General features: G+C 69.1%; 13 protein-coding genes. 10 read left to right on the top strand and 3 right to left on the bottom strand.

Annotated features, from left to right (window positions below):
* The first annotated feature begins 53 nt into the window (after positions 1-53).
* From LZ199_RS33610 to LZ199_RS33570, 9 genes are read left to right on the top strand one after another with little or no spacing between them, the layout of a single operon-like run.
* Positions 54-1280 carry an inositol-3-phosphate synthase gene (locus LZ199_RS33610; RefSeq protein WP_253997843.1) on the top strand — a complete coding sequence of 409 codons (1227 nt, stop codon included), beginning with the start codon at positions 54-56 and terminating at the stop codon, positions 1278-1280.
* Between the two features lie 7 nt (positions 1281-1287).
* Complete coding sequence (locus tag LZ199_RS33605; protein ID WP_253997842.1) at positions 1288-2220, top strand: hypothetical protein; 933 nt, start codon at positions 1288-1290, stop codon at positions 2218-2220.
* Positions 2217-3413 (top strand): class I SAM-dependent methyltransferase, encoded by a 1197-nt coding sequence (locus LZ199_RS33600; protein ID WP_253997841.1) that lies wholly within the window; start codon positions 2217-2219, stop codon positions 3411-3413. The genes LZ199_RS33605 and LZ199_RS33600 overlap by 4 nt, the downstream gene beginning before the upstream one ends.
* 1 nt (position 3414) lies before the next feature.
* On the top strand, positions 3415-4449 hold the full coding sequence (locus LZ199_RS33595; protein ID WP_253997840.1) for a Gfo/Idh/MocA family protein: 1035 nt from the start codon (positions 3415-3417) through the stop codon (positions 4447-4449).
* On the top strand, positions 4440-5273 hold the full coding sequence (locus LZ199_RS33590) for an MBL fold metallo-hydrolase (RefSeq protein WP_253997839.1): 834 nt from the start codon (positions 4440-4442) through the stop codon (positions 5271-5273). Before LZ199_RS33595 ends, LZ199_RS33590 begins: the two co-directional genes overlap by 10 nt.
* A complete protein-coding gene (locus tag LZ199_RS33585) occupies positions 5270-6745 on the top strand; it encodes a YcaO-like family protein (RefSeq protein WP_253997838.1) in 1476 nt (491 codons plus the stop codon). The genes LZ199_RS33590 and LZ199_RS33585 overlap by 4 nt, the downstream gene beginning before the upstream one ends.
* A 3-nt stretch (positions 6746-6748) precedes the next feature.
* Complete coding sequence (locus LZ199_RS33580; RefSeq protein WP_253997837.1) at positions 6749-7615, top strand: sugar phosphate isomerase/epimerase family protein; 867 nt, start codon at positions 6749-6751, stop codon at positions 7613-7615.
* A complete protein-coding gene (locus LZ199_RS33575; RefSeq protein ID WP_253997836.1) occupies positions 7612-8898 on the top strand; it encodes a glycosyltransferase family 4 protein in 1287 nt (428 codons plus the stop codon). Before LZ199_RS33580 ends, LZ199_RS33575 begins: the two co-directional genes overlap by 4 nt.
* On the top strand, positions 8895-9653 hold the full coding sequence (locus LZ199_RS33570; RefSeq protein ID WP_253997835.1) for a PIG-L deacetylase family protein: 759 nt from the start codon (positions 8895-8897) through the stop codon (positions 9651-9653). Before LZ199_RS33575 ends, LZ199_RS33570 begins: the two co-directional genes overlap by 4 nt.
* A gap of 46 nt (positions 9654-9699) precedes the next feature.
* Here the strand turns inward: LZ199_RS33570 and LZ199_RS33565 are convergent, their stop codons facing one another.
* From LZ199_RS33565 to LZ199_RS33555, 3 genes are read right to left on the bottom strand one after another with little or no spacing between them, the layout of a single operon-like run.
* A complete protein-coding gene (locus LZ199_RS33565) occupies positions 9700-13143 on the bottom strand; it encodes an ATP-binding protein (protein ID WP_253997834.1) in 3444 nt (1147 codons plus the stop codon).
* Complete coding sequence (locus LZ199_RS33560; protein WP_253997833.1) at positions 13140-18911, bottom strand: AAA family ATPase; 5772 nt, start codon at positions 18909-18911, stop codon at positions 13140-13142. The genes LZ199_RS33565 and LZ199_RS33560 overlap by 4 nt, the downstream gene beginning before the upstream one ends.
* A complete protein-coding gene (locus LZ199_RS33555) occupies positions 18908-19144 on the bottom strand; it encodes a helix-turn-helix domain-containing protein (protein ID WP_253997832.1) in 237 nt (78 codons plus the stop codon). Before LZ199_RS33555 ends, LZ199_RS33560 begins: the two co-directional genes overlap by 4 nt.
* A gap of 308 nt (positions 19145-19452) precedes the next feature.
* Between LZ199_RS33555 and LZ199_RS33550 the strand changes: the two genes are divergently transcribed.
* Complete coding sequence (locus tag LZ199_RS33550; RefSeq protein WP_253997831.1) at positions 19453-19812, top strand: YciI family protein; 360 nt, start codon at positions 19453-19455, stop codon at positions 19810-19812.
* Positions 19813-19955 lie beyond the last annotated feature (143 nt).

Genomic DNA, 19955 nt, shown 5'->3' with positions numbered 1-19955 from the left:
CCAGACGCACGCCGCGAGTCCCAGGGTGCAATGGTTGGTGAGGGGCTTCATACATGGCGGGCAACGAGCGGCTGGGAGTGGCGATTGTAGGCTTGGGCGGGGCGGTGGCGACCACCGCGGTGGCGGGCATGGAGCTGCTGCGCCGGGGGCTCGTGGACACGCGAGGGCTGCCGCTGGCGAACGTGAAGGGCATGGGGCTGGCGGAGTACGACTCGCTGACGTTCGGCGGTTGGGATTTGTTCGAGGAGGACCTGGCGAAGGCGGCGCGCAACCACGCGGTGCTGACGGAGGCCCAGCTGGCGGCCGTGACGCCCACGCTGGAGCGCATGCGCCCCTGGGCCGCGGCCTCCAACGCGAGGTTCTGCAAGAACATCGTCGACACGTCGACGAAGAAGGCCCGCTCCCTGCGTGAGCAGGTGCAGGCCATCCGCGACGACCTCACCCGCTTCAAGAAGGACGAGCAGCTGGACCGCGTGGTGGTGGTGAACCTGGCCTCCACGGAGAAGAGCGTGGACCTCACCCGGCCGGAGTTCGCCACGCCAGAGTCCTTCGAGAAGGCCCTGGACGCGAATGACGCGGACATCGGGCCCGCGATGCTCTACGCGTATGCGGCCATCGTGGACGGCGTGCCATTCGCCAACTTCACGCCCAGCGTCGCCGCGGACGTGCCCGCGCTCCTCTTGCTCGCGAAGCGCACCGGCGCGCCGCTCGCCGGCAAGGATGGCAAGACGGGGCAGACGCTGCTCAAGACGGTGCTCGCCCCCGCGCTGAGGGACCGCGCGCTGCACGTGGAGGGCTGGTACTCCACCAACATCCTGGGCAACCGCGACGGCGAGGCCCTCAACGACCCGGCGTCGAAGCAGAACAAGCTCGACACCAAGGGCGCGGCCCTGGACAGCATCCTTGGCTACAAGGTCCAGGACCACATCGTCCAGATTCAGTACTACCGGCCGCGCGGGGACAACAAGGAGGCCTGGGACAACATCGACGTCACCGGCTTCCTCGGGCAGCCCATGCAGCTCAAGCTCAACTTCCTCTGCAGGGACTCCATCCTCGCCGCGCCGCTCGTCGTGGAGCTGGCGCGCACGCTGGACCTGGCCAGGCGCCGCGGCGAGGGCGGAGTCATCGACGCGCTGGGGTGCTTCTTCAAGGCCCCCATGTCGCAGGACGGCCAGCCCGTGGAACACGCCATGGCCGAACAGCAGCGAAATCTGATGACGTGGCTGTCCAAGGGTCGCGTGCCGCGCGCGGAGCACACCCCGGAACGCATCAGGGGCTGACACCACCATGAACGCACCCGCGCGTGACACGGCGGCGGCCCCGGGCCGCCTGGCGAAGCTCCGTCCGCTCCTCTCGGAGCTGATGGACCTCAAGCGCGTCCGCACTCCGGACCATCCGGAGGGACTGGCGGCCCACGGCTTCCGTCGCGCGTGGGCGGCCCTGGCGGCCGGCATGGACCCCGGCACCGTGGCGCTCCAGGAGACGGCGCGCGCGGTGGCGGCGGTGCGGCTGTGCGGCCTGGACGCGGACATCCTCCAGCGGGCGGGGCTGTCCCCGATGGACGCGACGCGGGTGCTGCGTCGGGGCCTGGACGCGGTGGCGGGCCCCTTGGGCGCCGGCCTGCGGGAGCAGCTGTCCCTGGCGCTGATGCCCTCCTCGGAGTCCTCCCACGGCCCGCCGCCCGAGTTCGTGGAGCGGCTGGTGCACCAACCCCGCGCCGGGGCCACATTCCCCGGCCGGGCACGCCTCCTCGTGTCACCGCAGGAGAGCCATGCCGACCACTGCTACGCGGTGGCGGTGGTGGCGGTGCTCGTGTCCCCCCGCTTCGGCGCGGCCCCGGCCCTGCCCTTCCTGGCGGGCCTGTCGCATCACCTCTTCAACGCGGTGCTGCCGGACGCGGGCTACAGCGGCGAAGCGCTGCTGGGGGACCTGCTGGAGCCCCTGACGAAGCGCCTCACCGAGGCGGCCCTGACGAGGCTTCCGCCCCGGCTCTCCGAAGCCGTGCGCCAGGCGCTGACACTCACCGGCAACGTGGAGTCAGCGGAGGCGCGCGCCTTCAACGCCGCGGACACGCTGGACCGGGTGCTGGAGCTGGAGGCCCACGCCCGCGCGGCGGCCTTCACGCTGCGCCAGGCGATGGAGGACCTGGAGCTCATCCACCCCGGCCCGCTGTGGGCCTTCGGCAACGACGTCCTTCGCGAAGCAGCGGTGTGGCCATGAGGCTTCCGCCGAAGGAGTTCGCCGCGCCGCCGCCGCGCCATCCCCTCACCGGCCTGCCGCTGACGCGGGTGTCACCCGAGCTCTGGTCGGATGGCACCACCCTCTGGCCTGTCGTGGACGGCATCCCCTTCCTGCGCACCGGCCGCGAGGCCTTGCGTGCGGCCGTGGTGACCGCGCTGGAGCAGGGCGACGGGCGTCACGCGCGGGCCCTGCTGCTGCGGGACCAGGACGACCATGCGCGCATCCCGCCCCCGTCCCTCGCCGCCACCGCCGCCGTCGTGGAGGGCGTCGAGTCGGGGACGCTGGGGCTCCGCGCCGCCATGGAGCAGCTGTGCTTCGGGCCGGTGGCCCCCTACTTCGCGCACCGGCAGTCCGCGCCCACCTTCCTGAGCGCGCTGGGGTTATTGGCGCAGCACTGGGACTCACCACCCTGGGTGGTGGAGCTGGCGTGTGGCCTCGGACAGGTGCTGCGCGAGGTGTCGCTCCGGGGCACCCCCGTCGTGGGCGTGGACGTGGTGTTCGCCAAGCTGTGGCTGGCGCGTCACTTCGTCGTGCCGGAGGCCGTGCTCCTCTGCGCGGACGCAGCCGCGGACCTGCCCATCTCACCGCTCGAAGGCGCCACCGTGCTGTGTCACGACGCGCTCTACTTCCTGTCGGACAAGGCCCGCGCGCTGTCGGAGCTGCGCCGCGTGGCGGGGCCTTCCGGCCGCGTGCTCGTGGGCCATGCCCACAACAAACAGGTCGACCAACGGGGCGTGGGCGGCACGCCGCTGAGCCCCGCCGGATACGCGGCGCTGATGCCCGGGGCCGCCTGCTACGACGACGCCGCCTTCTTCACCCGCTTCCTCGAAGGCGGCACCGTGCCTGCTTCCCAACCGGAGGAACTGGAGCGCGCGGAGGCCTTGAGCTTCGCATGGCCCGCGACGCCAGGCCGGAGCACCATCGACTTCGGCGTGACCGTGCCCGGCGCGAGGCTGCGCCCCAATCCACTGCTGGAGGAACACGACGGCCGCGTGCGGCCCGCCTGGCCCACGCCGGCCCTGGCCGCGGAGTACGCGAGCGCCCACTACCTGCGGTCAGACGCGCCCGGAGACGCGGCCCTGCTGCGGCGGGCCGCCACCGACGCGTCGCCAGAAGAGCGCGCCGCGCTCGTGAGGCGGCGGTGGCTCTTGAACCTTCCTGAGAGGTGGTGACATGTCCGGGACGAAGCCAGGGGACCCCGCGCTGGGCTGGGCGGTGGTGGGGTGCGGTCTGGTGGCGCGGGACTACGTCATCCCGGCGCTCCAGGGCGCGCGCAATGCGCGGCTGGTGGCGCTGTGCGACTCGGACGCGGAGGCGCTGATGCGCATCCAGGCGGACGACGCCGTCCGGCACACCGCGCTGGAGGCGGCGCTGGCGGACCGGAACGTGGAGGCCGTCTACATCGCCACGCCCAACCACCTGCACGCCGCGATGACGGAGGCCTGCGCCGCGGCGGGCAAGCACGTGCTGTGCGAGAAGCCCATGGCCATCACCGCGCAGGACGGGCTGCGCATGATGTCCGCGTGTCAGCGCGCGGGCGTGCACTACGCCACCGCGTTCGACCAGCGCCACCACGCGGCGCACCGCAAGCTGCGCATGCTGGTGAAGGAGGGCGTGCTGGGCACCATCACCCAGGCGCGCATCCACTACGCCTGCTGGCTGCCCGCGGACTGGACCCCGAACAACTGGCGCATCGACCCGGAGCAGGCCGGCGGCGGCGCGATGATTGACCTGGCGCCCCACGGACTGGACCTGCTGGAGGTGGTGCTGGGGGACGAATGGCAGTCGCTCCTCGCCATGACGCAGCGGCGCGTGCACGGCTACCCGGTGGACGACGGCGCGGTGCTGATGGGTCAGTTCCGCGGCGGAACGCTGGGGCTCCTGCAGGTGGCCTACAACTGCCCGGACGCGTACCCCCGGCGCACGCTGGAGCTCATCGGCACCCGCGCGCGCGCACTGGCGTCCAAGACGATGGGGCAGACGCCCGGCGGCTCGCTGTCGCTCACCGACGCGAAGACGGGCGAGGAGACGTGGATTCACCTGTCGCCGGACGAGGACCGGAGCCCCTTCCTCAACCAGGTGGAGGCCTTCTCCGCGTGCGTGCTGGACGGCCGTCCGCAGCCCTTCGCCCCGGAGCGCGACGTGCGCCTCGTGGGGCTCCTGTCGCAGGCACTTCACTCCGGGAGGGCGTTTCCGCCATGTCACTGACGCGCTACGCCTGCACCCACTGCGGCACCTGGCAGCCGGGGTTCCCGCGCGAGCAGCCCACGGGCTGCCCCACGTGCCTGGACGTGCGCAACGCACTCCCGCGCGACGGCTGGGACTTCCAGACGACGGGCCAGGTGTCGGAGCGCCTGAGCACGCGCTGGGAGGAGACGCTGCCCGGCATCTGGGGCTTCACCTGCACGCCGGGCTTCGGCCTGGGTTCCACGGGGTGGCTCCTGCGCGGACCGGAAGGCAACGTCGCCTTCGAGGGCGCGCCCTGGTACTCGCTGCCGGCGCTGGAGGCCCTGGAGGCGATGGGCGGCATCCAGGTGCTGTCCGCGTCGCACCCGCACGGCTTCGGAGCGCTGTGGCAGTTGCAGGAGCGCTTCGACCCGCTGCTCGTCCTGCACCGCGACGCGGTCCAGTACAGCAAGGCCTTCCAGGTGCGCTGGCCGGTGGATGACGAGCACACCCTGGCGCCGGGCCTGACGCTCCACTGCGTGGCGGGACACTACGAAGGCCAGATGGTGCTGTACGACGAGCGCACCCGCTCGCTGTTCTGTGGCGACGCGCTGAAGGTGGACCTGGACGCGCAGGGCCACCCCACGGCGCTGTCGTGTCACAAGGGCTTCCACTACGCGATTCCGCTGAGCCACGCGGAGCTGCGCCGCTACCGCGCGGTGCTCGAGCAGCTCCCGTTCGAGAACGTCTTCACGCCGTTCGAGTTCGCGCGCGGCGTCACCCGCGAGCACGCGCTGGCGCTGTTCGACCGGCTGCTCTCGGGCATGCCTCACACCCGTCCCGTTTCGTTGGAGGAATTGTCATGAGTCTGAGCGAAGCCCTGGATGCCTATTTCCGTGTCATGCCTCCGGGGGCGTTCCCCATCTTCCGCATCGACCCGTTGGACCGGCTGGGCGTCCCGGTGGTCTCCGCGAGCCTGCGGGTGGGAGACAGGCCTGGCGACATCGTTCACGCCAATGGCTACGGCGCCACCGAGGAAGAGGCGCGCGTCGGGGCCCTGGGCGAGCTCGCCGAGGAGGTCTGCGCCGACCAGGCCCTGCTGCGCATGCCTCGCGTGCACGGCACCTGCTCGGAGCTGGTGACGGCCTTCGGCGCCGCGGCGGTGGCGGACCCGCTCACCCTGAGCCTGCCCGCGGGCAGTCCCTACCGGCCCGACATGCCGCTCGTCTGGGGGGAGATGAAGCGGCTCTCCACCGGCGAGAAGGTGCTGGTGCCAGAGGAGTTCATCGCCGTCCGGCCCGGGAACCTGCGGGGGAAGACACCGCTGGCCAGACCATTGACCAACGGGCGGGGCGCGGGACGGACGCAGAAGCAGGCACTGGCGCACGCCCTGCTGGAGCTGCTGCAACGCGACGGCAACGGGCTCCAGTTCCGCGCCATGGACCAGGGCCTGGTGCTGGACCTGGAGGGCGCGGCGCTGGCCCCGGACGTGCGGGAGCTGCTGGAGCGCTACCAGCGCGCGGGCGTGGAGGTGATGGTGAAGCTCGCGAGCACCGACTTCGGCCTCGTGAATGTCTACGTGGTGGGCAACGACCTGTCCGTGGGCAACCAGCCGCTGTTGGTGACCGGCTGTGGCGAGGCGACCGACCCGGACAGGGACCGGGCCCTGCGCAAGGCGCTGCTGGAGTTCGCGGGCTCCCGGGCGCGAAAGGCCATCTCCCACGGCCCGCTGAGCGAAGTGGCCCGCGTCGCGCCCAGGGAATACATGGAGCGGTTCGTCCCCCTGGTGGACGTGGCCTCCGAGGAACCCCGTGCGCTGCAGGCCATGGCGGAGTGGGCCCAGTTGCCGGCCCCGGCGCTGCGCGAGCTCACGGCGTGCACGTTGCTGCGTCGACGCAGCGTGCGCTTCGAGGACCTGCCCCGGGTGCCGGGGATGGAGGACCCGGCGCTGCGATGCGACCACGTGGTGCGGCAGCTCCATGCGGCGGGCTTCGACATCCTCGTCGCGGACCTGTCCCCTCCGGGCCACCCGGTGCACGTGGTGAAGGTGGTGGTGCCGGGGCTGGAGGTGGAGACGATGACGTACAACCGCCTGGGCGAGCGCAACGCGGCGCGGCTGATGGAGCGGGGCGACCCGCTGGTGGGGAGGGGCACGCCGCCGCCGGGCGCGCTGCCGGTGCGGCTGACGCCGGAGGCAGAGGCGCGGCTGGGGGGGCCGGTCTGGTTCAACGCACGGCTGGCGGAAGAGCGCGTGGGGCCGCTGTACGCGCTCTACCGCGAGCCGGACCGCCACGCGGTGCCGGCGATGCTCGCGAGCCGTCGCTTCGGGGGGCAATGAGCCATGGCGCCGCGCTTCGCGTACAACACCAACGGCATCTCCAACCACCGCTTCGAGGACGCACTGCGCCTCATCGCGGACAGTGGCTACGACGGCGTGGCGCTGACGTTGGACCACCACCACTTCGACCCGTTCGCGCCGGACTTCGAACAGCGGAGCGGACAGCTGGCCGCGCTGCTGGAGCGGCTGGGCCTGGGGCTGGTGGTGGAGACGGGGGCGCGCTTCCTGTTGGACCCGCGGCGCAAGCATGAACCCACGCTCATCACACCGGATGCCGCGGGCCGGGCGCGACGCCTGGAGTTCCTGAAGCGCGCGGTGGACGTGTGCGCGACGTGCCGGGGCGAAGCGGTGTCCTTCTGGGCGGGAGTGCCCCGCGCCGGGGTGACGGAGGAGGCCGCCTGGCCGTGGCTGGTGGACGGGGTGGCCCGGCTGTCGGAGTACGCGGCGGCGCGCGGGGTGGTGCTGGCGGTGGAGCCGGAGCCGGGGATGCTGGTGGACACGGTGGACGGCTGGAGCCGATTGCAGGCGCGCGTGACGGCGACGGGCGCGCCCCCGGTGCGGCTGGCCCTGGACGTGGGGCACCTGCTGGTGACCGGGGAGCGGGGGCCGGCGGAGGCGGTGCGCGAGTTCGCGCCGGTGCTGGGCACGGTGGCGTTGGAGGACATGAAGCGCGGCGTGCATGAGCACCTGCCGTTTGGCGAGGGGGACGTGGACGTGCCGTCGGTGCTGCGGGAGCTGGCGCGCGCGGGCTACGAGCGGCTGGTGTGCGTGGAGTTGTCCAGGGATGCGCACCGGGCGCACGAAATGGTGCCCAGGGCGCTGGAATGGTTGAAAGCGCGCCTGCCGACGGACGCGGAGGTGGCGGCGTGAACAACGTGAGCCGGCTGCGGATCTGCTTCATCTCCCGGCGCTTCTTCCCGGCGATTTCGGGGATGAGTGTCTATGCGCTCAACCTGGTGCGGGAGCTGGTCGCGTGCGGGCATGACGTGACGATGGTGAGCCAGTACCGCAACGACGCCGCGGGCATGGCGGTGTACGGGGGCGGGCCGCCGCCGGAGATTCCAGGCGCACACGTGCTGGGGTGCGAATCCCGGGGCGAGCAGCGCATCAACCAGGGTCAGCCCGCGAGCTTCGAGCAGGACGTGGAGGACCTGGTGGACACGGTGATTCGCGAGCACCGGCGCAAGCCCTTCGACCTCCTCCACGCGCAGTACGGCTATCCCTGTGGCCTGGCGGCGATGGAGGCGGCGCGGCGGCTGGGACTGCCCAACGTCGTCTCCATCCAGGGCGGTGACGGGCACTGGGTGGGGACGTGCTGTGGGACGCACAAGCAGGCGATGCTCGCGGTGCTGGGCCACTCGGGGGCGCTGTTGATTGGCAGCCAGTCCTTCGCGGAGGAGGTGCGGGGACTCCATGGGACACCGCTGGAGCGGTTCACCATCGTCCCGGGCGCCACGGACACACAGCGCTTCCATCCGCGGAGCGAGTCGAGCCTGGGAGCGCTGCGGGACGTGCCGGTGTGGCTGTACCACGGGCGGGTGGACGCTCGGAAAGGCGTGATGGAGCTGCTGGACGCGGTGAAGCGGCTGGTAGCGGAGGGGCGCGGGTTCCGGTTGCGCGTGTCTGGGATTGGACCGGACGTGGAGGCGGTGCGCGCGCGCGTGGAGGCGGAGGGGCTTCAGGGCACGGTGGAGCTGACGGGGGTGTCCACCTACTCGGAGGCGCCGGACCTGTACCGGCGTGGGGACCTGTTCGTGTCGCCCACGTATTCGGAAGGGTTCTCCAACACGCTCCTAGAGGCGATGGCGTCCGGGTTGCCCATCGTGTCGACGAAGGCGGTGGGAGTGGTGGACTGCCTGGAGGACGGGCGGGACGGACTGTTGGTGCCGCCGAAGGACAGCGTCGCGCTAGCCCAGGCCATGGGGCGGCTGATGGACGACGCGCCGCTGCGAAAGCGACTGGCGTCGACGGCGCTGCGCGAGGTGCGGGAGCTGTACTCGTGGCAGGCGGTGGGGCGGAGAATCCAGGGGGTGTACACGGAGCTGACGGGCACGCGGCCGGACACGCGGTGGACGCGCCTGTATGACCCGGCGACGACGCAGGAGAGCGCGGACCCCATGTGCAGGTTCCGGGCGGCGCCGCATCTGTTATGAGCACGGCCCTCTTCGTATCGCCGCACCTGGACGACGTGGCCTTCTCATGTGGAGGGACGCTGGCGGCCTTGAAGGCGAAGGGGTGGACGGTAGGGCTCATCACCGTCTTCACGCGCTCGGTACCGGAGCCCCGGGGCTTCGCGTTGCGATGCCAGACGGCGAAGGGGTTGGGGCCGGAGGTGGACTACATGGCCCTCCGGCGCGAGGAGGACCAGGCGTTCGCGAAGCGGCTGGGCGTGGATATCCTCGCCTGGGGGGACCTGGAGGAGGCGCCGCACCGGGGCTACGCGAGCGCGGAAGCGCTGTTCCAGCCCCCGCGAGTGGATGACGCCATCGAAGCGTCGGTGGCGAGGTGTCTGAGGCCCGTGTTGTGGGAGCTGAAGCCAGACCGCGTCTTCGTACCGCAGGCGCTGGGAAGCCACGTGGACCACGTGCACGTTGTCCGGGCGGTGCGGGGGCTGGGCATTGCGTCGAACCGCGTCTTCTACTACCGGGATACACCCTACGCCGTGCGCCAGCCGGACGCGAAGCCAGACGCGGCGCTGCCTCGGGGGCTGCGGCCCCTGGCGGTGGATATCACCGAGCATTTGATGACGAAAGTGGAGGGCTGTCTCTGCTACGGCACCCAACTGGGCTTCCAGTTCGGAGGCGCGGAGGGCGTGGCGCGGATGCTCCATGCCTTCCACCGCCGGGAGGCGGAGGCCCACGGGCGCACGGGAGCCGCGGAGGTCTTCCTGACGGAGGGCGTCGGCTGAGCGGCCGCGGGGATGAGGCAGGCAGGGGCGGGGTGGCTGGCCTCCCTCAACCGAGCAGGGCGCCCCTCTTCACCGCCCCGGCCTCCATTCTGGGCAACTCGACAATGAAACAGGTGCCCGCGGCTTCAGATGACTCGACGCGGATGCTGCCCGCGTGTGCCAGGGTGATTTGTTTCGTGATGAAGAGACCCAATCCCAGCCCACTCGAGCGCGAGAGCTTCTTTTCGCCCGTGCGGAAGGGCTCGAAGAGCACCGGCATGAGCTCCGCTGGAATCACCCCCTGGTTGTGAACCTCGATGCATACGACATTCGGGGCCTTCCCCTTGAGCCGTACCGAGACTGGCGACCCTGGCGCGCCATGTCCGAGCGCGTTGGCGAGCAGATTTGAAAGGAGTTGGGCGAGCCGGTCTCTATCCCATTCCCCCAGGGTATTGCCCTCGGTTTGCAGTTGAATGGCGGCCCCCTCGTCCCCTCCTTCCAGTTCGTCCATCACGAGGCGGCAGATATCGGCGAGGTCCGTCTGACTGCGCTGCAACGTGATTCCAGAGCCCAGACGCGCACGCGTGAAGTCGAGGAGCTGGTCAATCATCCGCCGCATCCGGTCGGCGCTGCTCAGGATGCGGAGCGCTGGTTTCAAGGCCTTCTCTGACTCTTCGCTTCGCCTCACGAGCACGCTCGCCGCCGTGCTGATGGCGGAGAGGGGGTTGCGAAGGTCGTGGCTGAGAATCCCTACAAACATCTCGCTGACGCGAACGGTGCGCGAGAGCTCCTCGAGACGGGCATCCCGCTCCTTTTCAATCTCCCGCCGAAGCCTGGCAAGGGCGAGCTGCGAGGCGACGCGAGCCATGAGCTCTCGAGCGCTGAATGGCTTGACGAGGTAGTCGTCGGCGCCCGCTTCAAAACCTTCGACTCGCGCCTCCTCGCCTGCGCGCGCGGAGAGCATGATGACCGGAATCGCCCGCAGCCGGGGATCGCTTCGCAGCTCCCGCAAGAGGCCAAAGCCGTCGAGCTCGGGCATCATGACGTCGGTCAGCACGAGGTCGAGCGGGTTCTCGCGGGCAAACGCCAGCGCCGCGGCACCGTTCGAGACCGCCTCCACGTTCCAGTGCTGGGAGAGGAGGCGTCTGATGTACTCGCGCATGTCGGCGTTGTCGTCCGCGAGGAGAATGCGCGCTTCTCTCGGCGCTTCCGGCCCGGCCCAGGCCGCGGGAGCGGGCATCGACTCCGGGTCCCGCTCTCCAGGCAGCCACTTCAAAGCCTCCTCGACGAAGGCAGACGAATCCACGGACGTGGGGGCCAACGTCCTGCGCCCTTCAAGCCTGTCCTTCGGGAGGTGCTCCGAGCCTGTCGGGATGGACACGATGAAACGGGTCCCTTCTCCCACGCGACTCTCGGCTCGCACCGCCCCCCGATGAAGATTCACGAGCTCCTGAACCAGGGCGAGCCCGATGCCGGAGCCCTCTTGTGTCCTCGCTCGCGCGCCTTCCACCCGGTGAAACCGCTGGAAGATGTGCGGAAGCTCTTCAGCGGGAATGCCCGTGCCCGTGTCGCGGACCTCGAGCTCCACGGCGTCGCCGGCCCACCGGAGGGAGACGGCGACCTCCCCCTCGAAGGTGAACTTGAAGGCATTGGAGATGAGGTTGAGGACAATCTTCTCCCACATCTCCCGGTCGACGTAGACCGGCTCCGGCAAGGACGGGCAATCCACCTTGAGCTTGAGGCCCGCCTTTTCAGTCGCGGACCGGAAGACACTGGCGAGGTCGGCCGTCAGGCGTGAGAGGTCCGTCGGCTCGTACACAGCCTGAATCCTCCCGGCTTCGATGCGCGAGAAATCCAGGAGGGTGTTGACCAGCTTGAGCAGACGCACCGCATTGCGGTGGACAAGCTGGGCATCTTCTCGCAACGCGGGCGGCAGCGGTCCTCGAACGCCGTCGAGCTGGTCCTCGAGCGGCCCCAGCATCAGCGTGAGCGGTGTCCTGAACTCGTGGCTGACGTTCGAGAAGAAGGCCGTCTTGGCGCGGTCAATCTCGGCGAGCGCTTCGGTGCGCTCCTTTTCCTCCTCGCGCGTCCTCGCGGTCGCGATGGCCGTGGCGAGCTGTCCCGCCAGCAGGTCCAGATACCCTCGGTAGTCCTCGTCGAACGGCAACCGCGGGTTGACGCCCACCATCAGGATTCCCGCGGCGGCATGGTCCTTCTCCGCGGAGGTGATGGGCAGGATGACAGCGCGGCGCAGGGGCTCCGGCCAGGGGCTCCGGGCAAACTCCCCGAGTGTCTCCAACGGCGCTTCGAGAACGATGGGCTTTCGTTCCTGGAGAGCCTGAGCGGCGCTCCGTGAAAGGACCGAGGGGTCGCCAGCGAGTGCGATGTGCTCTGGGAGCCGCCGCCCCTCCAAGGCCGCTCCCGCTGTCGCCTTGAGGAGCAGGCGCTGGGGAGTTCCCTCTTCCACGAGGTAGATCAACGCGAAGGGCACATCCGCGGCATTGGTCGAGAGAACCATCGCCGTGAGCGTCGAAGCTTCTTCGACGGTCCGGGGGTCGGTCGCCTTCTGGCCCAGCTCACGCAAGGTGCGAATCCGGCGCTCTCCCAGCACCCGCTTCGTGGTCTCCTGAACCGCGCAGAAGACGCCCCCCACTTCACCGGACTCGTCCCGAACCGGACTGTAGGAGAAGGTGAAATAGGTGTCTTCGGGGAACCCCTGTCGAATCACCGGGAAGAGATGGAAGTCCTCGAACCAGGTCGCCGTCCCTTCCTGAATCACCTGCTCCGTCATGGGGCGCAGCGTGTCCCAGACCTCCGCCCACTGCTCCTTGGCGGACCTGCCCAGGAACCGAGGATGCTTGAGGGTCCCCAGAATGGGAGCATAGGCGTCGTTGTAGAAGATGGTCAGGTCCCGCCCCCACCAGACAAACATGGGGAACTTCGAACCCAGACAGACGCTCAGCGCCGTCTTGAGGCTTTGAGGCCAGGCTCCCATGGGCCCGATGGCCGTGCGGGACCAATCCATCGAGCGGATGAGCCCGCCCATCTCGCCGCCCCCCGCCAGGAAGCTCTCAGGCACCGACGTCGCGATGCGCGGCGGGCCCTCTCCATTTGATGATGAAGGCGGGCGTCGGGCCGCTCGGGCTATCGCCTCCATCAACTTCGTCAGGTTCAGCGGCTTGGCGATGACATCCTGGACGTCAAGCGTCCTGGGGTCCACCGCGCCACGGGCGGTCATGACCACCACGGGGATGGAAGCCACCTTCGGGTCGTTCTTCTGCTCGGAGCGAAACCGGAACCCGTCCATGACGGGCATCATCAAGTCGAGCAGGATGACCGAGGTGGACGGGTGCGCTCTCAGGTACTCCAAGGCTTCACGGCCGTTCGCGGCACCCGCGACGCTGTAGCCTTCATCCTCGAGGTAGTCCGAAAGCGTCGCGCGGATGTCCACGTCGTCATCGACGACCAGGATGTGCTTCGGAGTGCCACTTCCTGTCTGGGCGGTCGTCACGCGTGCCCCTGTCCTTCCGCGGCGCTGGAATCCGGCCCGGCCAGCGGAAGCGTCACGGTGAACACCGAACCCTTCCCAGGTTCCGAGCTCACCTGGATGGCGCCGCCCATCCTCTCCACGATTTGACTCGCGATGTAGAGGCCAAGGCCCAGCCCGCCATACTGTCTGGCCGAGACGGCACGCTCGAAGCGCCCGAAGATTCTCTCCTGGTGCTGCGGTTCGATTCCCAACCCCTGGTCCGTCACCTCCACCGCCGCGGAGAACTCGTTCAGACTCACGCTGAGGTTGACCGGCTTCCCCGCGCCGTATTTGAGCGCGTTCGACAGCAGGATGGTGATGACCTGCTCGAGCCGGAGGCGATCCCACCATCCCATCACAGGCGTTCCGATGCTCGCCGTCACCTGGGACCCGGAACGAGCCAGGTCTCCGCTGTCCTCGAAGCTCGTCACAATCTGCGCCACGACCTCCGAGAGGTCCACGCGCTCCAGCTCCAGCCGCAGGCGCCCCCCCGAGATGCGCGAGACGTCCAACAGCTCGTTGATGAGCCTTTCCAATCTCATTCCCTGGCGACGGAGGATTCCCAGCCGCTCCGAGAGCCACGCCGCCCCCTCCTCACTGGTGACGAGCTTCGGCAGCCGTCGTTCGAGCGTGTGGAGCTGGAGCTGCAGCGGAGTCAGCGGCGTCTTCAGCTCATGGGAGGCGATGGAGAGGAACTCATCCCGGAGGCGGATGGCATCCTGCGCGTCTCGATAGAGCGCTGCATTGTCCATGGCCAGTGCACAGCGCTTCGCGAGGTCCTGCGCGACGGCGAGGTCCGCGTGGTCGTAGCGTCGGCCCGACTGCGCCACGATGAACGTCAGGATGCCCAACGTGCGCCCGCGCGCGACGAGCGGAACCGAGATGACGGAACGAGGCCGCATGTCCAACAGGACCCGATGATGCTCCTCATCGAGCGCCATCGCCCGCATCCACGCCTCGGAAACGTCCTCCAGGAGCACCGGCTGGCTTTCGACCAGGGCCTTGGGCGGCGGATGCCTCCGATTCCCTCCCGGCATGGCGGTGAAGCGTTTCAGACGTCCGGCGAGTTCGGCCTGGGCGGGGTCCGCATGAGCAATCTCGACTCGACTGGGACTCCCGTCCTCCGCGACCAGGTCGAGGAGGCACCAGTCCGCGAACCTCGGCACCGCCAGCTGAACCACTCGCGCGAGCGTGGTGGCGTAATCCAGCGACTCCACGAGGGCGGCTCCAGCGGCCGCCAGGAAACGAGCGGTGTGCTCTGAGCGCTCACGCTCCAGCAGGAACGTACTGCTGTCGAGCGAAATCACCGCCTGGGCCGCGAGGACCTGCACCACCTCGACGCGCTCCTGCGTGAAGGCGCCGGCCATCGCGTTGTTCTCCAGATAGAGAACGCCTACGACCTTCGCCTGCTTCTTCAATGGCACGCAGGCGACCGAGCGAATCCCCAGCGCTCGCACCTCGGCGTCGGTGGCGAACTGACCTTCCGCCGCCGCGTCGGCGAGCACCAGCGACTCCCCGAGCCTCGCGACGTAGCGGGCGATGGAGCGGGGGAATTCACTGGCCTGGGCCAGAGGCACCTCGAGCAAGCTCACCTCCGCGTCTTCCGCCTGGAACCCCGCGCGCACCTTGAGCGCTCCCGGTTCTCCCAACAGGAGGCCCCCCTTCTGGGCTCCGGCGACCTCCATGACGATTCGCAGGATGCGCTCGAACAGCCGCGCGGGCGCTGTCTCCACCGAAATGGCCTGCGATGCCTTGATGAGGCCAAGGGTGTCGAGCGCGAGCTCGCGAGACGAGGATTGGCTCTGCGACCCTGGCTTCTCCTGGGACACGACGAGCTCGGGGTGCGCCTCCTCCAGGGCGCGTGCCTTCACGCTCGCGCCCCACCTCACGTGGTTCTCCCGCGCCGCTCGCAGGTACAGGCTCGCCACGCGGGGCTCCCCGTGCGCGAGCGCGAACCGGCCGCGAAGCTCGTTCGCGAGCGCCTCGATTTGGGTGAAGCCCTCACGCGCGGCGCTCTCGATGGCTTCGGTGTAACGCCGCTGCGCCTGCCAGAAATCCCCCCGAAGCCGTGCGAGCTCCGCCTCGACGAGCTGCTCCTTGGGGCGGAAGTTCTCCGGACAATGCCGGGCCCACGTGGTGAGCCGGGCCTTCAGGGCCTCGAGCTCCGTCATCAGCGCGGGCCGCTCCTCCTCCGACGCCCTCTCGTACACGGCCGCCAACGTCAACGCCGTATAGAAGACGTGCTCGGACTCGATGGCCATCCCCATCGCGGAAGCGAGCACCTCCTCGGCGGTTCTGGAGCGCTCGCGCGCCATCCCATACTCGCCGAGCAGGTACGCCGCCTGGAGCCGGACGACGTGGTAGAAGGCGACGGCGGTCCGGTTGTCCTTCGCCTCGTCGAGAAAACGAACCTCCTGGAAGTCGTCGTCGTCGAAACTCACCGGGGTCCGCGTTCGTCCGGTGAGGTTCCGCACGCCTTGTCGGAAGGCGAGGGTGAACTCGAGCATCGTCTTGTTCTTGTGCTTCGTCGAAAACTCGAAGCTCGCCTCGACGTCCTTCAGGAAATCCGGGAGGGCGATTCCGAGCGAGAAGTCATTGATGAGGAGGGCGACGAGGTTGTAGGCGGCGTATTGCAGCTCGCCTGATTCGACACCGGCGCGGTATCCGTCCTTGAAGAGGGCCACGTTGCCGCGCAGCGGAGCCTTCCAGGGGTTCACGATGAGGCCGAAGACCTGCAGCGTCCGGCTCTCCTCGGCCCGGTTCCCGAAGCGCCGGGCCAGCGCGAGGGCCAGCCGCCCGAAGGCGTGGCCGGTCTCGTAGTCGCCGGTGCGGGCATTGTGAAGCGCGGCGTAGAAGGTGTAGCCGTAGGCTGAGTATGCGGAGGGCCCTCGGAGGAGCGACAGGTTGACCAGCCGCATCACGACGAACTGAAGGACCTGGGCATCGGAGGAAAAGTAGGCGGGCGCCCCCATGATGGAGAGCAACCGCATGCACACGCGGGTCTCTCCATCCGCGACTTCGGGTTGCCGGGCGAGGTCCTCGATTCGCCTGTCTCCGACATTCTCCATCACCGCCGCCGCTTCGGCCTCGATGGCTTCAGGGAGCCGTTCGCGCGGCCACTCGAGCCCGAAGAGGCAGAGGCCTTCGCGCCCCACCTGGAGCGCGCGGGCGTAGTCTCCGGTGTCCGTCGCGGCGAGGGCGCGCAGGCAGTAGAGCTCCAACTGCACGCTCTTGGATGGCGCGTGCTCCATCGCCTCCCGGACGAGCTCTTCAGCCGCGGCGTGCTGACCCGTCAGGTATGCGCACTCCGCCAGCTCGCGGTGGAGGCCAAAGGTCAGCTCGGCGTGCCTCTCCCAAGCCTCGTCGGGGAGGTGACGCCGGCCGACGGTCAGGTAATGGAACGCCGCCTGGTACGCCGCCGACGCCTTCGCCTTGCGCCCGGCCAGGAGGTTCAGCTCCGCGAGGCGGAGGTGCTCCGCCGGGTCCCTGACGAGCCTCTCCCCCAGGTCCAGCTGGTCCACGATGTCGAAGAGCCGCTCGTCGAACTGGCCATTCGATGCACCCCGGAGCAGCCTGCGCCCGATGTCGAGGTGAAGCGCCGGTCGCCGCTCTTCATCCAGGAGGGAGTAGGCCGCCTGCTGCACCCGGTCATGGACGAACTGCACCACGCCGGGGAGGTCGCCAAGACTCTCGTCCATCGGGCCTTCGCGCCGCGGCACCTTGTAGGCCTCGCCCAGCGGGACGAGGAGGCCGTCTTCCAGCGCGGGCCAGAGCTGCCGGGTCGCCTCCGTCCGTGAACGTCCCGTCACCTCGGCGAGCTGACCCAGGTCGAAACGGTGTCCGATGCAGGCCCCGGCCTCCAGCAGCATCCGGGTCTCCTCCGGGAGGCGATGGATGGCCTGCACCATCAAGTCGAGCACGTTGTCGCTCAGAGGCGCCTGCTCGAGCCTGGGCAGGTCCCACTCCCAGCTGCGCTTCTGAGGCGAGAAGCGAATCCATTTCTCGGCGTGGAATGCGTGGAGCAGTCTTCGAACGAAAAACGGATTGCCGGCGGTCTTCTGCGTCACCAAATCGGCGAGCGGACGCGCTCTTGTGACTTCCTGCTTGAGCGCATCGGCGATGAGCCGGGCAACGTCTTCACGAGCGATGGGCCCGAGGCGGATCTCCTCCATCCTCATTCCCGCCTCGCGCATCTCCAGGAGCGAGCGCGCCAGCGGGTGCTCCGGGCCGACCTCCGAGTCACGGTAGGCGCCCAGCAGCAGGAGGTATCGGTTCTCGACATCCCCCATCCACTGCTCCAGGAGCTGGAGCGACGCTCCGTCCACCCATTGAAGGTCATCCATGAACAGGACGAACGGGTGTTCTGGCCGCGCGAAGACCCGGAGGAAGGACGTGAAGACGAGGTTGAAGCGGTTCCTCGACTCGACGGGGCCGAGCTCCAGGACAGGAGGCTGCGGGCCGATGATGCCTTGGACCTCGGGGATGACTTCGACGAGGACCTTGCCGTTGGGAGCCACGGCGGCCTGGAGCCGCTCCCGCCACAGCGCGAGGGCTGGCTCCGACTCCATGAGCAGCTGCCGGACCAACATCCGAAACGCTTGCGTCAGCCCGGCATAGGGCACGCCCCGTTGGAGTTGATCAAACTTGCCGGCGATGAAGAAACCGCGGCGCTCCGTCACCGGTCCTTCGAGGTGGCTGACCAGCGCCGACTTCCCGATTCCCGGGGCGCCCGTGACGAGGACGAGCTCCCGGCGGCCTTCACACACCTGCACGAACGCTTCCCGAAGTGCCTGGCGCTCCTTCTCCCTGCCGTAGAGCCTGTCGGGGATGCTGAGCTCTCGCGGCACGTCGTGATAGGCGAGCGGGAACGGAACGAGGGTCCCCGTCTTGGCCCATTGGTTCTTCGCTTCCCGCAAGTCGACCGCGAGCGCCTCCGCCGTCTGGTAGCGCTGCTCCGGTTCCTTCTCGAGCAGCTTGAGGACGATTCGCGACAGGACGAGCGGCACCTCCGCGTTCACCTCGTGAGGAGGCCTGGGGCGGCGCGCCATGTGCGCGTGAACGAGCTCAATCGGCTCCTGGGCCGTGAACGGAGGAGAGCCGGAGAGCATCTCGTAGAATGTCGCGCCGAGAGAGTAGAAGTCCGTCCGCGCGTCCACCGACCTGCCGGTGCGCCCTGTCTGCTCCGGTGAGATGTAGGGCAGCGTTCCCTGGAGATGAGTGGGGCTCGCGCTCTCGACGGTGAGCCCGGACAAGGTGGTGGCCATCCCGAGGTCCACGAGCGTCGCCCTCCGCTTCTCCGCATCCCACACGATGTTGCTGGGATTGATATCGCGATGGACGATGCGCGCTTCGTGGAGGCGGACCAGGGCCTCCGCGACCTGGAGAGCGATTTCCAGGAACTCTCCGATGGAGAGCGGCGTGGCCTTGATGCGCTCGGCGAGGTCCTGCTCGCCGGCATCTTCCACGACGAGCGCGAGGCCGTCCCGGGTCCGAGCGAGCTCCAGCACCTTGACGACTCCGGGCAGGTCGACCGCGCGCAGGAGCTCGTACTCATGCTGCAGTGAAGCAATCGCGTCCGCGGCCGGTATCTCCGCCGCGGTCATCTTCACGATGATGCCACGGTCATCGGGCCTGCTTCGGTAGACCCGATGCCGACGCCCGCGATGGATGAGGTCGAGGCTCGCGGACCCGCCGAGCATCTGCAGCTCCGGCGCCTGTTCCTCGGGGAGTTGCTCGGCGTTCCGTATCACCCCTGCCCTCCAGGCAGCCGCTGCGACTTCCCCTTCTTCTCGTTCTTGGCGCGTTCAGCGGCCAGGGCCTCCACGTCCGCCCGCCGGAAGAGTCGGCGGCCCGTTTCCGTGCACTCGGCCGCCAGCTGCCCCCGCCGATGGAGAACGCGCACCATGTCGGGGCTCAATCCCAGGATGCGCGCGGCCTCGCTGGGGGTCATGAGCTGATTCGGGTCCGGTCTGGCGTCATCCATTCCAGGTTCCATGAACCCGAAGCTAGGCACGCCAGCTTTTGGCGCAAAGTGCGATATCGGAAACAACAGGGAGCCAACACGTCGGCTCGGGCCTGGGCGAAGGCTTCGAACGTGCGCGGTGCGCGCCCGGTGACGCGCGGCACGGTGTCTGTCTCGGGGTCCTCGGCCACCTCCCGAGGCGCGAAGCTCATCGGTGCCAGAACGCCTGGCGGGACTGTCTGGCGGGAGGCTCCCCTGGCCGCAGGAAACGCTTCTGCTCGACGGGCGGATGGGGGACGCTCTGGAGTCACCCACGAACGGAGCACGCGATGGCGTACATGCTGTTGGTCATGGAGGAGAGCAAGCGCAAGAGGAGCCGGACGAAAGAGGAGGGAGAGCGCGAGATGGAGCGGATGGTGGGCTTCGTCGAGGGCCTCAAGGCTCGCGGGATATGGAGGGCCAGCGACTCGCTCCGGTCCGTGTCGGAAGGGGTGCGGGTCGAGGTCCGAGACGGCCAGCGCACCCTCCGCGATGGCCCGTTCGCCGAATCCAAGGAGATTGTCGGAGGCTACGTCCTCTTCGACTGCCCTACCCGGGCAGAGGCGCTCACCATCGCCAGCGAGTGTCCCGCCGCCGAGTGGTCGACCGTCGAGCTGCGTGAAATCGGCGTCTGCTACGAGGAAGACTGAAGCGCTGCAGCAGCCGCCACCGTCCGTCACAGCGGCCTCCGCCACTCGGACCTCGTCGGAGTGCGCCCCAGTGAAACGCCGCGCCCCTGAGAAATAGCTCGCGCTGAGAGTCCGTTGCCTGAGGGTGAGCAACCGGCCACAAG

Origin of the sequence: Myxococcus qinghaiensis, from assembly GCF_024198215.1 — a bacterium.
In the GTDB taxonomy this organism is placed as follows: Bacteria; Myxococcota; Myxococcia; order Myxococcales; family Myxococcaceae; genus Myxococcus; species Myxococcus qinghaiensis.
Note: the sequence above shows the minus strand (reverse complement) of the source record. Positions and strands in the feature narration are given on the sequence as shown.

Excerpts from the sequence above, each read along its gene's own strand:
- LZ199_RS33610 (WP_253997843.1), top strand. The coding sequence starts at position 54 with ATGGCGGGCAACGAGCGGCTGGGAGTGGCGATTGTAGGCTTGGGCGGG.
- LZ199_RS33605 (WP_253997842.1), top strand. The coding sequence starts at position 1,288 with ATGAACGCACCCGCGCGTGACACGGCGGCGGCCCCGGGCCGCCTGGCG.
- LZ199_RS33600 (WP_253997841.1), top strand. The coding sequence starts at position 2,217 with ATGAGGCTTCCGCCGAAGGAGTTCGCCGCGCCGCCGCCGCGCCATCCC.
- LZ199_RS33595 (WP_253997840.1), top strand. The coding sequence starts at position 3,415 with ATGTCCGGGACGAAGCCAGGGGACCCCGCGCTGGGCTGGGCGGTGGTG.
- LZ199_RS33590 (WP_253997839.1), top strand. The coding sequence starts at position 4,440 with ATGTCACTGACGCGCTACGCCTGCACCCACTGCGGCACCTGGCAGCCG.
- LZ199_RS33585 (WP_253997838.1), top strand. The coding sequence starts at position 5,270 with ATGAGTCTGAGCGAAGCCCTGGATGCCTATTTCCGTGTCATGCCTCCG.
- LZ199_RS33580 (WP_253997837.1), top strand. The coding sequence starts at position 6,749 with ATGGCGCCGCGCTTCGCGTACAACACCAACGGCATCTCCAACCACCGC.
- LZ199_RS33570 (WP_253997835.1), top strand. The coding sequence starts at position 8,895 with ATGAGCACGGCCCTCTTCGTATCGCCGCACCTGGACGACGTGGCCTTC.
- LZ199_RS33555 (WP_253997832.1), bottom strand. The coding sequence starts at position 19,144 with ATGGATGACGCCAGACCGGACCCGAATCAGCTCATGACCCCCAGCGAG.
- LZ199_RS33550 (WP_253997831.1), top strand. The coding sequence starts at position 19,453 with ATGGCGTACATGCTGTTGGTCATGGAGGAGAGCAAGCGCAAGAGGAGC.